This window comes from Streptomyces sp. BE303, from assembly GCF_036290945.1.
GTDB lineage: Bacteria > Actinomycetota > Actinomycetes > Streptomycetales > Streptomycetaceae > Kitasatospora.
Genome location: NZ_JAQYWZ010000814.1, coordinates 52,542 through 67,774 on the forward strand (window position 1 = coordinate 52,542; position 15,233 = coordinate 67,774).

The 15,233-nt window shown below is 75.0% G+C and carries 12 protein-coding genes and 1 pseudogene; 10 read left to right on the top strand and 3 right to left on the bottom strand.

What is annotated here, in order from left to right; genetic code table 11:
* Nucleotides 1–29: 29 nt before the first annotated feature.
* Genes PUR56_RS27340 through PUR56_RS27365 form a run of 6 tightly spaced genes read left to right on the top strand, consistent with a single transcriptional unit; the run spans nucleotide 30 to nucleotide 7,590 of the window.
* Entirely contained in the window at nucleotides 30–899 is an 870-nt protein-coding gene (locus PUR56_RS27340) for an aspartyl/asparaginyl beta-hydroxylase domain-containing protein (protein ID WP_329878244.1), read from the top strand.
* A complete protein-coding gene (locus PUR56_RS27345) occupies nucleotides 893–1,159 on the top strand; it encodes a phosphopantetheine-binding protein (RefSeq protein ID WP_329878245.1) in 267 nt (88 codons plus the stop codon). The genes PUR56_RS27340 and PUR56_RS27345 overlap by 7 nt, the downstream gene beginning before the upstream one ends.
* Complete coding sequence (locus PUR56_RS27350; protein ID WP_329950865.1) at nucleotides 1,156–3,198, top strand: hypothetical protein; 2,043 nt, start codon at nucleotides 1,156–1,158, stop codon at nucleotides 3,196–3,198. Before PUR56_RS27345 ends, PUR56_RS27350 begins: the two co-directional genes overlap by 4 nt.
* Nucleotides 3,199–4,899, top strand: a complete 1,701-nt coding sequence (locus PUR56_RS27355; protein ID WP_329950866.1) for an AMP-binding protein — start codon at nucleotides 3,199–3,201, stop codon at nucleotides 4,897–4,899.
* Complete coding sequence (locus tag PUR56_RS27360; protein WP_329950867.1) at nucleotides 4,892–6,217, top strand: ATP-grasp domain-containing protein; 1,326 nt, start codon at nucleotides 4,892–4,894, stop codon at nucleotides 6,215–6,217. The genes PUR56_RS27355 and PUR56_RS27360 overlap by 8 nt, the downstream gene beginning before the upstream one ends.
* Nucleotides 6,214–7,590 carry an MFS transporter gene (locus PUR56_RS27365; protein ID WP_329950868.1) on the top strand — a complete coding sequence of 459 codons (1,377 nt, stop codon included), beginning with the start codon at nucleotides 6,214–6,216 and terminating at the stop codon, nucleotides 7,588–7,590. The genes PUR56_RS27360 and PUR56_RS27365 overlap by 4 nt, the downstream gene beginning before the upstream one ends.
* A 264-nt stretch (nucleotides 7,591–7,854) precedes the next feature.
* On the opposite strand, the gene dhbC is transcribed toward PUR56_RS27365, so the two are convergent.
* Nucleotides 7,855–9,057: an isochorismate synthase DhbC gene (gene dhbC / locus PUR56_RS27370; RefSeq protein ID WP_329950969.1), complete on the bottom strand. Its 1,203-nt coding sequence runs from the start codon at nucleotides 9,055–9,057 to the stop codon at nucleotides 7,855–7,857.
* Between the two features lie 320 nt (nucleotides 9,058–9,377).
* Here dhbC and PUR56_RS27375 point away from each other — a divergent pair, with 320 nt between their 5' ends.
* The 3 genes from PUR56_RS27375 to PUR56_RS27385 all read left to right on the top strand — a co-directional run bounded on the left by PUR56_RS27375 (nucleotide 9,378) and on the right by PUR56_RS27385 (nucleotide 12,114).
* On the top strand, nucleotides 9,378–10,694 hold the full coding sequence (locus tag PUR56_RS27375; protein ID WP_329950869.1) for an MFS transporter: 1,317 nt from the start codon (nucleotides 9,378–9,380) through the stop codon (nucleotides 10,692–10,694).
* 4 nt (nucleotides 10,695–10,698) lie between these two features.
* The gene (locus tag PUR56_RS27380) at nucleotides 10,699–11,346 is read left to right on the top strand and encodes a TetR/AcrR family transcriptional regulator (RefSeq protein ID WP_329878257.1); all 648 of its coding nucleotides are present in this window, start codon (nucleotides 10,699–10,701) and stop codon (nucleotides 11,344–11,346) included.
* A 69-nt stretch (nucleotides 11,347–11,415) separates the two neighbouring features.
* Nucleotides 11,416–12,114, top strand: a complete 699-nt coding sequence (locus tag PUR56_RS27385; protein ID WP_329950870.1) for a siderophore-interacting protein — start codon at nucleotides 11,416–11,418, stop codon at nucleotides 12,112–12,114.
* A 68-nt stretch (nucleotides 12,115–12,182) separates the two neighbouring features.
* On the opposite strand, the gene PUR56_RS27390 is transcribed toward PUR56_RS27385, so the two are convergent.
* Together PUR56_RS27390 and PUR56_RS27395 are read right to left on the bottom strand one after the other, a co-directional pair.
* Entirely contained in the window at nucleotides 12,183–13,349 is a 1,167-nt protein-coding gene (locus PUR56_RS27390; protein ID WP_329950871.1) for a CapA family protein, read from the bottom strand.
* 216 nt (nucleotides 13,350–13,565) lie between these two features.
* Nucleotides 13,566–13,778 (bottom strand): annotated as a pseudogene (locus PUR56_RS27395) (M24 family metallopeptidase); the annotation flags it as partial.
* Between the two features lie 216 nt (nucleotides 13,779–13,994).
* Between PUR56_RS27395 and PUR56_RS27400 the strand changes: the two are divergent.
* The gene (locus tag PUR56_RS27400; protein ID WP_329950872.1) at nucleotides 13,995–15,215 is read left to right on the top strand and encodes a M48 family metalloprotease; all 1,221 of its coding nucleotides are present in this window, start codon (nucleotides 13,995–13,997) and stop codon (nucleotides 15,213–15,215) included.
* Nucleotides 15,216–15,233 lie beyond the last annotated feature (18 nt).

The window sequence follows — 15,233 nt, forward strand, 5'->3', positions numbered from 1 at the left end:
GCCTCTGGAACAGAAGGGCACGCCTCTCCATGGCCTCCGTGATACTCGGCCGCATCCCGTTCGACGACGAGCGCCTCGCCAAGGACGTCGCCCGCCTGGCGAGCCTCCCGGTCCCGCAGGAGCCGTACCAGGTGTTCACCACCGGCACCTGGCTGAACCTCAACCTGTGGAACGCCTCCGGCGACCACGGCGACGGTTTCTGGTACGGCCACGAGCAGCGGCCGGGGCAGCCCACCGAGCTGCTCGACGAGGTCCCGTACCTCCGCGAGGTGCTGGCCGAGTGGTTCGACGGGAGCCGGCTGACGATGGTGCGCGGGCGCAACGTCTCCGAGTTCTCGATCATCCCGCACCGCGACTTCATCGAGGCCGGGGACGTCACGGAGTTCTTCCGGGTGATCGTCTTCCTGGAGGACAACGAGCACGCCGTCAACTCCGACGAGGACATGGTCTTCCACATGCGCAAGGGCGAGGTGTGGTTCCTGGACGCCGCCCAGATCCACGCCGGGATGAACATGTCCTCGCGCAGCCGCTGGTCGCTCTGCCTGGACTTCGCTGCCGGTCCGGGCTTCCGGCCCGCCGACATCTTCGCGCGGCCCGAGCTGTACCGGCCCGACCTGGAACCCGCCCTGGTGGAGCGGCGGCCGGCCGCCGCGGACCTGCCGGAACGGCTGCGCGCCCTGGGCACCGTCGTCTCCCGGTACAACATCAAGGACATCGCGTTCCTGCTCGGCCGGATCCACTTCGCCGAGGAGGTGCCGATCGGGGCCTCGTGGGACTGGCTGGTCGACATCACCCGGGAGTCCGGCGACCCGGAGCTGATCGACATCGCCGAGCGCGCCAGGAAGTTCTTCGTCCTCTCCCGCGAGGTCGGCGAGGACTTCGCCTTCCTGCCGTGCTGAGCGGACCCGACGAGGGGCGGTCGCCGCGGGCGGAACTGGTCGAGCACATCACCGAGGTCTGGCGGGACGTGCTCGGCGTGGACCGGATCGACCCCGACCAGGACTTCTTCGAGCTCGGCGGTCACTCGCTGGGGGCGATCCGCACCGCCTCCCGGCTCGGGGAGGAACTCGGCCGCGACCTCTCGTTGCGGGTGATCTTCGAACACCGCACGGTCGACGCGCTCGCCGCCGCGATCGTCAACGACGACGGGGTGGCATGAGCGGCACTGACGACACCGACCGCACTTCCCGCGCGAGCGGCACGGGTGGCACGAGCAGCACGGGTGGCACGAGCGGGACCGACGACCTGGCGGGAGTGCCGGGCATCTTCCGTGCGGTGTCCGGCGCGGCGGACTTCGCGCGCGCCGTCGCCGCGTTCGGGTCCGGGGCGGAGGACGCCGTCCCGGTGTGGATCGGCGACCGCTCCGACCTCCTGGCGGCCCTCGACCTCGCAGCGGGCCTCTACCCGGCCCGGCGGCGCCCGCCGGTGTGCGCGGCGGGGGTCGTGGTGGGGGACGTGCCGGCGACGATCCGCGCGTTCGCCCGCCCGCTCGCCCGGCACTGGACCGAGCACGGCGCGCCGGCGGCGCACGGGGCCGGCCGCACCACCGGCGCGCCGCCCGCGGACGACGGCCCGCTGGTCGTCCTCGGCCGGTACGAGGACCTCCGGATGGACGTCATCGGCCCCGTCCTGGTGGACGCGTACGCCCGCGGCCGGGACGTCTTCCTGCTGACGGGCCGCGACCTCCACTCGCTCACCTGGGCGATCGCCAAGCAGTACGGCGAGGTCCACCCCGACGGTGCGACCGGGCTGTTCACCGACCTCGACACCCGGCCGGTGGCCACCTCCGCGACCTATCACGACGCACGCACCGTCAGCGGCGCGGACCTGGTCCGCCTCACCGCCGAGCGGGTCTGGCGACGGGTGCTGGTCAGCGGGCACGGCACCGAGGACAGCATCAACCTCGGCGCGCACACGGTGTGCGGGCTCAGCCCGGCCGCCGGCCCCGGCCGGTCCGGGCCCACCTGTTCGTACGGCCGGGGCTGCTACAAGCCCGAGGACAAGCTGATCCCCGCCCACCGCGTCCGGGCCGCCGAGTTGGTGCTCAGCGGCTGCGACAGCGGCGCCCTGGCGGACCTCGCCACCTACGACCCCCGCTACCAGCTGCTCCTGAACGCCGTCGACGGCCCGGCCCAGGCGGTGGTCGCCGCGCTCTCCATGCACCAGTCGGCCCGCGTCGAGAACCTCGTCTGGCTGGACTCGGCGGACGGGGACGGGAGCACCGCCCGGCGGCTGAACGCGAGCCTGTACGCCCTGCACCCGTACCCCACGTTCATCCAGGTGGGGCTGCCGAGTTCGGCCTACCCGGGGGCCTCGTCGCCCCAGGAACCGGCCGGGGCACCGGCCGTGGAGTCGGCCGTGGAGCCGGACGGCGGGCCGACCGGGAAGGCGGCCGCGGGGTCGGCCGTGGAGTCGGCGACCGAGCAGGCCGGGTGGGTCGGCGGCCTCTCGGCCCGGGCCCAGGGGTTCCTCATGACCGGCATGCTGCCGGCCGCGCACCCGCTGCGAGAGCCGCTCGGGCAGCTGGCGGAACGGGCCGAGCTGACGGCCGTCCGGCCGGTCATGGGTCCGGCCGCCGACCGGGAGGCGTTCGTCGGCACGCTCCGGGAGGAGGCGCGGGTGCTCGACCGGGCGATCGCCGTCCGCATGTCGGAGCGGCCCGACGACCCGCTCTCCGAGTTCCCCCGCTTCTTCGGCGACCGGAGTTCGGTCGCGCGGACCGAGGCGGTGACCACCCCCTGCGTCCTGTGCGGGCGGGAGGCCTGGCAGTACCCGCGCCGCGGGTTCACCTCCCGGGTCCCGCTCACCACCGCCCACGTCTGCCTGAGTTGCGGCCCGGTCGGCTACTGGACGGACGGCGCGGCGCGGCTGCTCGGTGCCGCCTCCGCCGCGACCGTCCCCGCCGGCGGGACGCTGCGGATCGAGGTGCCGGTCGTGCCGTCGCGCCCCGGGCCTGTCCAGGTCGGCGTGCTCCTGCCGTGGAGCGTCCGGGCCGCCGTCTCGCCGCCGGTCCAGGCCGTCGGACCGGGGGCAGCCGGGTCCGACCCGCGGGCGGGGCGGCCGAGTGCCGTCTTCGAGGTGCACCTCGACGCGTCGGCCCCGCCCCAGGAGCACCACTTCACCGTCTTCGCGGTGCAGGACCTCGCGTTGTCCCTGCTCCGCTGCCCGTTCGCCGTCCTGCCGGCCGGGGAGGTCTAGATGAACCGGACCCTCCACGCGGCGGTGGCCCGCCGGGCCCTGCTGACGCCCGACCGTCCGGCGCTGGTCGAGCCCGGAACGACCGTCACCTACCGGACCCTCGACCGCGCGGCCGACCACCTGGCGTCGCTCCTCACGGACCTCGGCATCGGGCCGGGAAGCCTGGTCCCCGTGATCCTCCCCCGGTCCGCGCGCCTGGTCATCGTCCAGTTGGCCCTGCTGAAGTGCGGCGCGGCCTACTCCGTGCTCGATCCGGGGTGGCCCCCCGCGCGGTTGGCGTCGCTGGTCGGACGGCTGCGGTCGCCGCTGGCGGTGGCGGACGAGGCGGTGGCCGCCCGGGCGGTGACGGACCTGGCCGGGGCGCAGGACCCCGGGCCGGAGGGACCCGGCCCGACGGACGGGCACGGCTTCCCCGTCTGGACGCCGCCGCTGGAACCGCCGGCCGAACTCGCGGACCGGGCGGGCGCACCGGTGCGGCGGGCGGCCGACGGCGAGTCCCCCGCCATGGTCATCTTCACCTCGGGGACCACCGGTTCACCGAAGGCCGTGGTCCTGCCGCACCGGGCGGCACTGCGGCTGTTCGACGGGACCGGCCCGGCGTCGTTCGGCCCGGGCCACGTCATGCCGCAGGTGTCGAACGCGGCCTGGGACATGTACGCGCTGGAGGTGTGGGGCACGCTGGTCGCGGGCGGGACGTGTCTCCTCCCCGGCCCGGGCGCCCCGCTCTTCCTCCCGGATTCGCTGCGTGCGGCGGTCGCCGGGCACGGTGCCGACACGGTGCACCTGCCGACTTCCCTGTTCAACCTGTTCGTCGACGTGGACCCGGGCTGCTTCACCGGTCTGCGGGCCGTCCTGGTCAGCGGCGAGGCGATGTCCGGCGCCCACGCGGGCCGGTTCGTACGGGCCCATCCGACGGTCCCGCTGGTGAACTGCTACGGGCCGGTCGAGTGCTGCATGTTCGTCTCCTGGCACCGGGTCTCGCTCCCGGACTGCGACCGGCCCGACGGCGTGCCGCTCGGCACGGCGGCTCCCGGGACACGGCTCCTCGTCCTCGCGGACGCCGGAGCGGACGCCGGAGCGGACAGCGGCGCGGACGGCGACGGCTTCGGCGACGGCTTCGGCGACGGCTTCGGCGACGGCTTCGGCGAGATCTGCCCGCCCGGAAAGGAGGGCGAGATCTGCGTGGCCGGCGAGGGCCTGGCCCACGGCTACCTGGGACAGGCCGGTCTGACGGCGGAGAAGTTCCGCACCCTGACCGTCGACGGCGTGCCCACCCGGGTGTACCGCACCGGCGACCGGGGACGGGTGGACGACGACGGCCTGCTGCACTATCTCGGCCGCGGGGACCGCCAGGTGAAGCTCCGCGGCTACCGCGTGGAGCCCGCCGAGGTGGAGCGCGCCGGGCGCGCCGTCCCCGGCGTCCTCGACTGCGCCGCCGTCCCGGTCCGCGAGGCCGACGGGAGCTGCCAGTCGCTGCTGCTCGCCTACACCGTGCGGCCGGACGAGGAGGCCGACCGTGCGGCCGGCTCCGCCGACCCGCTCGGGGTGCGCGCCGCCCTGGCCGCGGTGCTCCCCGGGTTCCTGGTGCCCGCCCGTGCCGTGGCCGTCGCGGCCCTGCCGCTGACGCCGAACGGAAAGTTGGACCGTGCCGCCCTGGAGGACTGGGGACGCACGCAGAACCGAAGGAACAATCATGGCTGATCGCCGACCTCGCCTGCTCGTCGTGGGACTGGACCGGTACACCCTCGACGCGTGCGTCCGCCTGGACGTGGACGCCGTCGTCGTCCGCGGCGCGGCGTCCCGGGACGACGGGCTGATGAGCGTGCCGCCCGAGCTCACCGTGCTGGACGTCGACGACCAGAGCAGCGTCGAGAGCGTCCTGGCGGCACTGCGCCGGGCCGGGCCGGACGCCGACGGCTTCGACGCCGTCCACACCTCCGACGAGTTCTCCATGGTCACGGCCGGCGTCCTGGCACGCCACCTCGGGCTGCCGGGACTCGACCCGGAGGTGGCGATCCGGTTCCGCGACAAGTCGCTGCAGAAGCGCGCGGTCCGCGGGGCCGGGCTGCCCACCGCGGACTACCTGGTCGTCGACGACGTCCTCGACGTCACCCACCTCGACGAGCTGCCGTTCTCGCCCGCCGTCCTGAAGCCGGTGGCCGGGGCCGCCACGTCCTTCACCTCCTCGGTCCGGTCCGTCGAGGAGCTCCGGGCGCGGAGCGAGGAGTACCGGCAGCAGAAGCCCGCCCAGCGCACGTTCCTGCTGGAGGAGCACATCGGCGGCGACGAGTGGTTCGTGGACGGGGTCGTCTTCGGCGGGGAGCTGCTGTTCCTCGCCGTGGGCGCCTACGGCGACCCCTGCCTCACCGCGCTGGAGAGCGGACAGCCGCTGTGGCTGCGGCACTTCGACCCGGTCCGGGAGGCCTGGGTGTACGAGCGGGCCCGGGGCGTGGTCGAGTCCGCGCTCGGGGCGCTGGGCCTGCACGACGGGTCGTTCCACATGGAGCTCTTCCACGACGCGGCGTCCGGGTCGCTGACCTTCGGCGAGTGCGCCGCACGGCGCGGCGGCGGGCTGATCCACGAGCAGATCCAGGCGAAGTTCGGGGTGAACGTCGCCGAGTGCGCCGTCCGGATCGCGCTCGGCGCCCGCCCGGAGATCAAGCCCGAGGTCCGGCCGGAGATCTTCGGCGGCACCTACCTGCCCGGCCGGCCGGGGACGCTGCTCGGCTGCCCGACGGCGGCCGACCTCGTCGCCCTGCCGCAGGTGGAGTTCGCGCGGGTCGAGCACCCGGTCGGCACCCGGTTCGCGGCCGGGCCGGCCAACACCAGCCAGCGGGTGGGGCAGTTCATGGTCGTCGCGGAGTCGGTCGAGGAGCTCACCGGGCGCTTCGAGGAGGTCCGGCGCTGGTTCGACGAACGGCTGTGGGTGCTTCCCGAGCACCTGACCACCGGCGGGCGGCGGGAGTTCCAGCGGGCCTGGCAGCCGGGCGCCGACTTCGGGGACACCCTGTGGCGGTGACGAGGTCCCGCCCGCCGGCGGGCCGGCCCGGCGCGGCCCGGCTGTCGGCCGCGCTGCTGCCGTCCGACCGGGGGCAGCGGGTGGTCGCGCTCACCTCCTTCGTGCACAGCCTGGGCACCGGGATGTCGGTCGCCGCCGGGGCGCTCTTCTTCACCCGGATCGTCGGACTGCCCGCCTCCCAGGTGGCCGTGGGCCTGTTCGCGGCGGCGATGACGGGCCTGCTGGCCGGGGTGTACGTCGGCCGGCTGGCGGACCGGTGGGGGCCCAAGCGCGTCCAGCTCGTCGTCGCGGTGTGCGGGACGGTGGTCAACACCGGTCTCCTGCTGGTCGACGCGTTCTGGACCTACCTGGCGGTCTCGGTGCTCTCCGGCGCCGTGGTCGCGGCGAGTTGGTCCACCCTGGCACCGCTGGTCCGCGCGTTCGGCGGGGACTCGCCGGCCGTGTTCCGCGGCTACCTGCGGTCGGTCGGCAACCTCGCGATCGCACTCGGCGCCGTCGCGGCGGGCTTCGCCGTCCAGGTGGACACCCGGGCGGCCTTCCTCACCGTCATGATCGCCCGCTCCCTGACGTACCTCGTCTCCGGGCTGATCCTGCTCCGGCTCCCGCCGTTCACCCTGGAGGGCCCCGCGGTCACGACCGACGCGGCGCACGCCGCCGACCCGGGAGCCCCGCCCGCCACCGTGACCGGCTCCGAGTCCGCAACCGAGTCCGCAGCCGGGCCCGGTGGAGTCTCCGGCCGCGGCTGGGCGGCGCTGCGCGACCGCACCTACCTGACCGCGACGGCGGTCAACGCGGTGATGTCCCTGCACTTCGCGGTCCCGACGTTCCTGCTCCCGCTCTGGATCGCGGACCACACCGCGGCGCCGCGCTGGACCATCTCCGGCGTACTCGTCCTGAACACCGTCCTCGTCGTCGTCCTCCAGGTCCGGTTCAGCCGGGGCGTCGCCGACGTGCCGTCCGCCGGGAACGCGATGCGCCGGGCCGGGCTGGCCGTCGCGGCGGGCCTGATCCTGATGGCGGTGGCCGGGACTCCCCCGGGCTGGCTCGCCACCGTCGCCCTGGCCGCCGGGATGGCCGCCTACACGCTCGGCGAGATCTGGCACACCGCCGCAGCCGCCGAGTACTCCTTCGGGCTGGCCCCGGCCGAGGCACAGGGCCAGTACGCCGGGGTGTTCGGCCTCGGGCACGGGCTCGCCGAGGGCGTGTCACCGGCCGTCCTGAGCGCGCTCCCGCTCGCCCTCGGGCTGCCCGGCTGGCTGGCCCTCGCCGTGATCGTGCTGGCGACGGGCGCGATCTGCCGGCCCGTCATGGACCGGATGACCGGTCCGCGGCCCGCGCCCGCAGCGGTGGGCGTCGGGGCGAACCTCACCTGACGGCACGAACCGGGGACCGTGCAGGCGCCACCCGTCGGAACCCGACGGGAGACGCGCCACGTCGTCCGGGGGCGGACCCGCCCGGCGAACCGGCGCGGGCCGGGTGCGTCCCGGCGACGCGCCCCGTGAGGAGGGGCGCGCCGCCGGAGTCTCTGGGTGGGGCGAGCTGCCGTTCGGGCCGCCCGGGCCGGCCCGGCTACGCCGCCCGGGCCGGCGCACCCGGCCGCGCCGGCCCGCTCACCCCGGGGCCGTCGGCCGCCCCTCTCACCGCGGCACCCCGGCGGCGTCCAGGAAGGTGCGGAACTTGGCGCTGGTCTCGGCGAGTTCGGCCTCGGGCCGGGAGGCGGCGACCACGCCGGCCCCCGCGTACACCCGCAGGGTGCGTTCGTCGGCCTCGGCGCAGCGCAGGGTGACGACCCACTCGCCGTCGCCGTTCGCGTCGCCCCAGCCGACCATCCCCGCGTACAGGCCCCGGTCGAACGGCTCGATCTCGCGGATCGCCTCCCGGGCGAGCGGTGTCGGCGTGCCGCAGACCGCCGGGGTCGGGTGCAGGGCCGTGGCCAGCTCCAGGGCGGAGACGGCCGGGTCGGCCAGTTCGGCGGTGATCGTGGTGGCCAGGTGCCACATCGCGGCGGTGCGCACCAGGGTGGGCCGTTCCGGCACGTCCAGGGTGCGGCAGTACGGGGCGAGCGCGGCGCTGATGGCGTCGACCACGACCGCGTGCTCGTGCAGGTCCTTGGGCGACTCCAGGAGCGCGGCGGCCCGGCGGACGTCCTCCCCGAGGTCCGGGCTGCGCGGGACGGAGCCGGCCAGCGGGTTGGCGAGGACGGCGACGCCCCGGCGGGAGAGCAGCAGTTCGGGGCTGGCCCCGATCAGGGTGCGGCCGGACCCTGCGGGCAGCGCGAAGGTGTAGCCGCCGGGGTCGCGCCGCGCGAGGCGCTGGAGGATGGCGGGCAGGTCGAGCGGCTCGGCGGCGCTCAGCTCCAGCGTCCGGGCGAGCACCACCTTGCTCAACTCGCCCTCCTGGAGCCGTCGGACGGCCTCGGCGACGCCGGCGCCGTAGGTCTCCGGCGCGGGCACCGGCCGGACGTCCCACTGCACCCGGTCGGCGGGCGGGGCGGGCAGCGCGATCAGCGGGTCGTCGCACAGCGCGCCGCAGGCGCGGACCCTGACGGGGACCGCGAGTTCGGCACGGCTGTCGTGGTCGAACGCCACGGCGCCCACCACCAGCGGGTTCTCCACGCCGTCACGGCGGGCCTGCGCGAGCGTTTCGGCGACCCGGACGGGCAGCGGGCGGCCGTCCTGCGGGACCTCGGCGTGCACGCCCTCGGCGAGCAGCGTGCGGGTCGGGGAGGCGAAGAACGCCTGGTCGGGAGCGGCCCGGTACTGACCCAGCAGTCCGCTGGCCGCGCCGATGACGGCGTGGTCCGCCCCGGCGGGGGCGTGATGCACCGTGGTCACCTGGATTCCCCCAGTCTGTGAGCGGCGGCCGAGGCGGCGAATGCGGACTGCTGCACAGGAAATCCCCTCCGACCAGCAACATTAGGCAAGCCTAACCTAACACAATCGAACGATTCCGCCGAGAGGTCCTTCACGGCTTCCGGGTCGGACCGCGAGGGCCCACAGGACGCCGGGCGCACCCGAAGGTGGACGCAACGTTGCGTCTAATGTTACGGTCCGGTCGAGACGCAACGTTGCGTCCATTCTCGCGAATCGTCCCGCCCACCGGCACGGACCGGCCGCCACCACCCTCCCCCTGCTCTCCTTCTCCTCAGAGGAGCCTCCGCATGCCCTCCGCCCCGCCCGGCCGCACAGGCCCGCCCGGCCGTTCCGCCCCGCTCGCCCGGGCCGCCGTCGCCCTCGCGTTCTGGGTCACCATGGCCGGCACCACCGTCCCGACCCCGCTCTACTCGCTCTACCAACACGCCTTCGGGTTCTCGCCGTTCATGGTCACGGTGATCTTCGCCGTCTACGCGCTGGGCGTCGTCGCCGGACTGCTCGCACTCGGCCGACTGTCCGACCAGATCGGCCGGCGCCCGGTCATGGCCACCGCCCTGCTGCTCGCCGCGGCCGCGGCCGGACTGTTCGAGGCCGCCGACTCGCTGCCCTGGCTGCTCACCGCCCGGGTGCTCTCAGGCTTCGGCGCGGCACTGATCACCGGCGCCGCGACCGCGGCCCTGCTCGACCTCGCCGCGCCCGAACGACGGCTGCGCGCCCAGACCCTGGCGCTCGCCGCCAACATGGGCGGCCTGGCCGGCGGCACCCTGTTCTCCGGCATCCTCGCCGAATGGGCCGGCTCGCCGCTCCGACTGCCCTGGACGGTGACCCTCGTGCTCACCGGCATCGCCCTGATCGGCCTGTCCGCCGTCCCCGAGACCGTCCCCGCCGAGATCCGCGCCGGCGGGATCCGCCTCCGCTTCCAGCCCCTGCGCATACCGGCCGACATCCGCCCCGCCTTCCTGCGGGCCGCACTCGCCGGCGGTTCCGGCTTCGCCGTGAGCGGCGTGCTGACGGCGGTCAGCGGGCTCTTCCTCGCCACCGTGCTCGACCTGCACAACCACGCGCTGACCGGCCTGGTCGTCGCGCTCGCCTTCCTCTCCACCGCCGTCGGGCAGCTGCTCGTCCGCGTCCTCCCCCCGGCCCGCACCCTGCCGCTGGCGTGCGCCGGACTGGTGCTGGCCGCCGCCCTGATCGCCGGCGCGCTGCTGACCGGGACGCTGGCGCCACTGCTGCTCGGCGCCTGCGTCAACGGACTCGCCACCGGCACCGCCATCGGCACCGGGCTGGGCACCATCAACGGCGGCGTCGCCCCCGAGCGGCGCGGCGAGACGGTGTCCACCTTCTTCGCCGTGCTGTTCTCGATGCTCTCGGTGCCGGTCATCGGCGTGGGCGTGCTCATCCAGGCCACCGGGCTGCGCACGGGCGGGGTGACGTTCAGTGCCGTGGTCGCGGCACTGGCGGTGGGCGTCGCGGCCGGCCTGGTCCGACGGACCCGCGAGGCGACGGGGGCGGAGGAGTCCGGCACCCCGGGTCCGGCCGGCACCCCGGGTCCGACCGGAGCGAACACCGCAGGTCCGTCGGCGGCCCTGGCCGAGGAGGCATGAGAGGATGACCACGATCGACACCCCCGGCCAGCCGCCCCCGCACAAGGACCCGAGCACCATCGCCGCCCAGCCCCGACCCGCCACCGGCAGCAGCTCCAGCAGCCGCCGCAGTGAGGCCGCGCGCCTGGCCGTGCTGAACGCGGCCGACGACCTCCTGGTGGAGCAGGGCTTCGAAGGTCTCACGATCGAGGGCATCGCCGCTGCGGCCGGGGTCGCCAAGCAGACCATCTACCGCTGGTGGAAGTCCAAGGTCGACATCCTGTTCGACAATCTCGTCCTGGACGCCTCCACCGCACTGGCCTGGCCCGACTCCCCGTCGACCCTCGCCGACCTGCGCGCCTACGTCCACCGGTTCGCCGCCTTCCTCGGCGAGGCGCCGGCCGGCCGGGTCCTTCAGGCCCTCCTCGGCCACGCCCAACTCGACTCCCGTACGGCCGACCTGCTGCACGGTGGCTTCCTGGACGAGTTGCGCGCCCGCGACGTCGCCCACACCCGTGCCTGCCTGGACCCCACGGGGGACGACCCCGACGAGCGGGCCGCCCTGCTGCTCGACGCCCTGCTCGCCCCGCTCTACCACCGGGCCCTGGTCCTGCGCCGCCCTCTCGACACCGCGTTCGTCGACGCGCTGCTCGACCGGCACCTTCCGCGCTGACCTTCCACGCCCTCACCAACTCCCCTCACTCCGGCCCGTGTTCACCTCCGGGCCCGTTCAGGAGTCACCATGCTCAACCGCACCCGCCCGACCTACGACGTCCGGGTCGCCGCCGTCACGCCGCTCACCTCGGCGCTCACCCGGATCACCTTCACCGGCCCCACCCTGAGCGACCTCCCCATCGAACACCCCACCCAGTGGGTCAAGTTGGCGATCCCCGAAGGCCACTCCCGGGCCTACACCATCCGCCACCACCGACCGGCGGACCGCGAGGTGGACATCGACCTCGTGCTCCACGACAACGGCCCGCTCGCCCGCTGGGCCGCCGTCGCCCGCCCCGGCGACCGGGCGCAGCTGGCCGGACCGCGTGGTCGCCGCCCCTCCTTCGAAGGGGCCGAACACGTCCTCCTCGCCGCCGACGAGAGTGCCCTGCCCGCCGCGCTCACCATCGTCGAGGACCTTCCGCCGGGGATCCCGGTCTCCCTCTTCGTCGAGATCGGTGGCCCCGGGAACGACCTTCCCCTCCCCGCCCGACCCGGCCTCACCGGTCACTGGCTCGTCCGGCGCCCGGAGCAGACCAAGGGCAGCCTGCTCGCCGACACCCTGCTCGCCACCGACATCCCCGCCGGCACCGCCGCCTGGCTGGCCGGCGAGGCCCACGCCGTCGCCGTCGTCCGCCGCCACCTGCTGACGGACTGGTCGCTTCCGCGCGAGCGCGTCCACAGCAAGGGCTACTGGAAGCACGGCGAGTCCGACCACAAGGGATGACGTCCGCCGGGCACCGGAGGGCCCGCCCGGCGCGCGGGACCCGGCGCGAGGGACCAGGCGCGCGGAGGTCAGCGCGTGGGGCTCGGTGCGGGGGTCAGCCCCGTACAGCCGCGCAGGCCGTCGCGCCGCTTGAGGGCGGCGGTCGCCGCGGCGCCGGACTGCGGGACGGGTACGCCCTTGTCGTCGATGGTCGCCGGCGCGAACGCCTCGCCGAGCACCTTCCCGGTCGGGCTGACCGTCAGCGTCGTCACGCCGGTCTCGTTGGAGTTGGCGTAGTTGGACGTGCCGTACCAGAGGAAGTTGCCGAAGCCGTACCCGACGTAGGTGGCGCCGAGCATTCCGGAGCCGAGCATGGTGTGCGCGTGGGTGCCGACCACGGCCGTGGCGCCGGCGGTGGCGAGCTTCCGGGCGATGGTGGTCTGGGCGTTGGTCGGACAGGCCTTGCCCTCGTCGCCCCAGTGCAGGTAGACGAGCACCACCGGCGCCTGCTTCTTCGCCGTCTCGACCGCCTTGACCAGCGCGGCGGCGTCCAGCGCCGAGGCGATGCCGGGTTTGTTGGCGCCGGCGCGCCACTTCTGGTTGGTGAGGTCCTCGACCTGGCTGGCCGCGACCACCGCGACCTTCACCCCGCGCACGGTGGACACGTACGGGGCGTACGCCTCCTGCGCGTTGCGGCCGAAGCCGACGATCGGGACCGGCGAGGAGTCCTGGGCGGCGAGGGTGTCGGTGAGGCCCTCGGCGCCGAAGTCCACGGCGTGGTTGTTGGCGAGGGAGATCACGTCGACGCCCGAGCCCTTCAGCGCGGTGAGCGCCTTGGGGGAGGTGCGGAAGGTGTAGGTCTTGGCCTCGGGGGCACCGCGTTCGGTGATCGCGGTCTCCAGGTTGAGCACGGCCAGGTCGGCGGCCGAGAGCGTCCTGGCGATGGGGCCGAGCGCCGTCTCGGGCGCCTTCACGCCCAACCGGGCCTCGGTGCGGCCCTCGAAGTGCACGTCGCCGGCGAAGGCCACCGTGATGCTGCCGTCGGGACGGGGAGCCGCGTCGGCGCCGTCGGAGGAGGTCGGGTCGTCCGGAGTGCCGGACGCCTCCGGGGCCGCCTTCGCCGCCTCGGCCGCCGCACTCGCGGCCTTGGCCTCCTTGGCCGCCTTGACGGTGGCCGGGTCGGGGTCGTCCGGTCCGCAGGCGGCGACGGGTATCAGCCCGAGCAGCAGTGCGACGGCGGCCGCGGCACGGCGCATGTGTTCCCCCCGTGGGTCGGTCCAAGAGCGCGGTCAGCCTACGCCACTCCCCCACTCCCCCTCCGCCACGCCTCCACGAACCGCGCCCGCCCGCCGCCCGGTGTCCGCCCCGCCCCGCCCCACCCGTGCGACCGACGGGACGGGTGGGGCGGACGGGGTGGACGGGACTCGCGGAACGGCTGCGGCGGGGCGGGGCGGTGGCGGGCTCCTCCCGGCTCAGGCCAGGTCGAGCAACTGCTCGTAGAACCCGCCGAACCCGCGCTCCCGGTCGACCAGATGGAGTTCCAGGATCCAGTGGCAGACCCGGCCGGCCCGGTCGGTGCGGCGCAGCGGGGTGTCGTTCTCCGGCGTGATGTAGGACTCGGCCCTGGCACCCTCGTTGGTCTCGTGCGGGAACTCGCCGACGAGGTGGCCGGCGTGCCAGATGCCAGGGCGCTCCGCGCGGGCACCCGTGGCGCCGCGGGCCGGGCACGGGGGTGCCATGCTGATACCCGGCGGCCCGCACGGCCGGGGGCTGCCCGGCCGGCGAGCAAGGGCCGCCGGACAGGCACGGACCGACAGGCACGGACCGACAAGCAAGGGCAGACAGGCAACGGCCGACAGACGACGGCCGGCAGCTGACGAGTTTCGGATGACGGATAACAGATGACGGATTCTGTCCGACCACACCCGGGCGGCACCGAGCCCGGCCCCGCCCCCGCGCCGGCCTCCCCCGAGTCCGACTTCACCCCCGCCCAGCGCGCCCGCGGCCGGGCGCTGCGCCGCGCCGGGCTACCGTGGGCGCTGGGCGGACGGCTCACCGGCCTGGCGCTGACCCTCGCGCTCGGGCTGACCCCCGCCGGGGCCGGGCTCGTGACGGCGGTGGGCCGCTGGTTCGGCGGCTCCCGTACGGCGGAGGTGCTGGCCGGAGCGGGTGCGCTGGTGCTCCTCGGCCGGGCGGCTCAGCTGCCGTTCGGGGCGGGCGCCCGGTCGGTGCGGACCCGGTTCGGCCTGGTGACCCAGGGCTGGGCCGGCTGGGCCGCGGACCTGGCGCGCGGCCTCGCCCTGACCCTCGCCCTGGTCCTGCCGACGGCCTTCGGCCTGTACGCGCTCACCGACCGGTCGCCGGAGCACTGGTGGGTGCCGGCCGCGGGCGCGGCCGCGCTGCTGACGGCGGCGCTCTCCTTCCTCTACCCCCTCCTCGTCGAGCCGGTGTTCAACCGGTTCACCCCGATGGAGCCGGGCCCGCTGCGCGAGGCGCTGCTGACTCTCGCCGAGCGGGACGGCGTCCGCGTGCGGGACGTCCTGGTGGCGGACGCGTCGCGCCGGACGACGGCGCTGAACGCCTACGTCTCGGGACTCGGCGCGACGCGGCGGATCGTCGTGTACGACACGCTGCTGTCCACCGCCGAGCCGCGCGAGGTGGAGCTGGTGGTGGCGCACGAGCTGGGGCACGTGAAGCACCGGGACGTGCTGACCGGCACGGTGCTGGGCGCCGTGGGGGCGGCGGTCGTGGTGGCACTGCTGGGCCTGGCCCTCGACCGGGGCCCGCTGCTGTCGGCCGCGGGCGCCGCGGACGCGGCCGACCCCCGTTCGCTGCCGCTGCTGGCGGCGTGCGCGGCGCTGCTGGGCGCGCTGTCCGGCCCGGTGCAGTGTGCGGTGAGCCGCCGCGTCGAGGTCCGGGCCGACCGGCACGCCCTCGAACTCACTTCGGACGCCGAGCAATTCATCGCGATGCAGCGCAGACTGGCCCTGACCAACGTGTCCGACGTCGACCCGCCCCGGGTGCTTGAACTACTGTTCGCCACTCACCCGAGCGCAACGCGCCGGATCGCGGCCGCCCGAGCCTGGCAGGCACGTCGCACCGCACACAAACTCGTTGTATAGTGCAACAAATATCGGAAG

Bases quoted from the DNA above. Each gene is read 5' to 3' on its own strand.
- PUR56_RS27340 (WP_329878244.1), top strand. From the start codon at position 30: ATGGCCTCCGTGATACTCGGCCGCATCCCGTTCGACGACGAGCGCCTC.
- PUR56_RS27350 (WP_329950865.1), top strand. From the start codon at position 1,156: ATGAGCGGCACTGACGACACCGACCGCACTTCCCGCGCGAGCGGCACG.
- PUR56_RS27355 (WP_329950866.1), top strand. From the start codon at position 3,199: ATGAACCGGACCCTCCACGCGGCGGTGGCCCGCCGGGCCCTGCTGACG.
- PUR56_RS27360 (WP_329950867.1), top strand. From the start codon at position 4,892: ATGGCTGATCGCCGACCTCGCCTGCTCGTCGTGGGACTGGACCGGTAC.
- PUR56_RS27375 (WP_329950869.1), top strand. From the start codon at position 9,378: ATGCCCTCCGCCCCGCCCGGCCGCACAGGCCCGCCCGGCCGTTCCGCC.
- PUR56_RS27380 (WP_329878257.1), top strand. From the start codon at position 10,699: ATGACCACGATCGACACCCCCGGCCAGCCGCCCCCGCACAAGGACCCG.
- PUR56_RS27385 (WP_329950870.1), top strand. From the start codon at position 11,416: ATGCTCAACCGCACCCGCCCGACCTACGACGTCCGGGTCGCCGCCGTC.
- PUR56_RS27390 (WP_329950871.1), bottom strand. From the start codon at position 13,349: ATGCGCCGTGCCGCGGCCGCCGTCGCACTGCTGCTCGGGCTGATACCC.
- PUR56_RS27400 (WP_329950872.1), top strand. From the start codon at position 13,995: ATGACGGATTCTGTCCGACCACACCCGGGCGGCACCGAGCCCGGCCCC.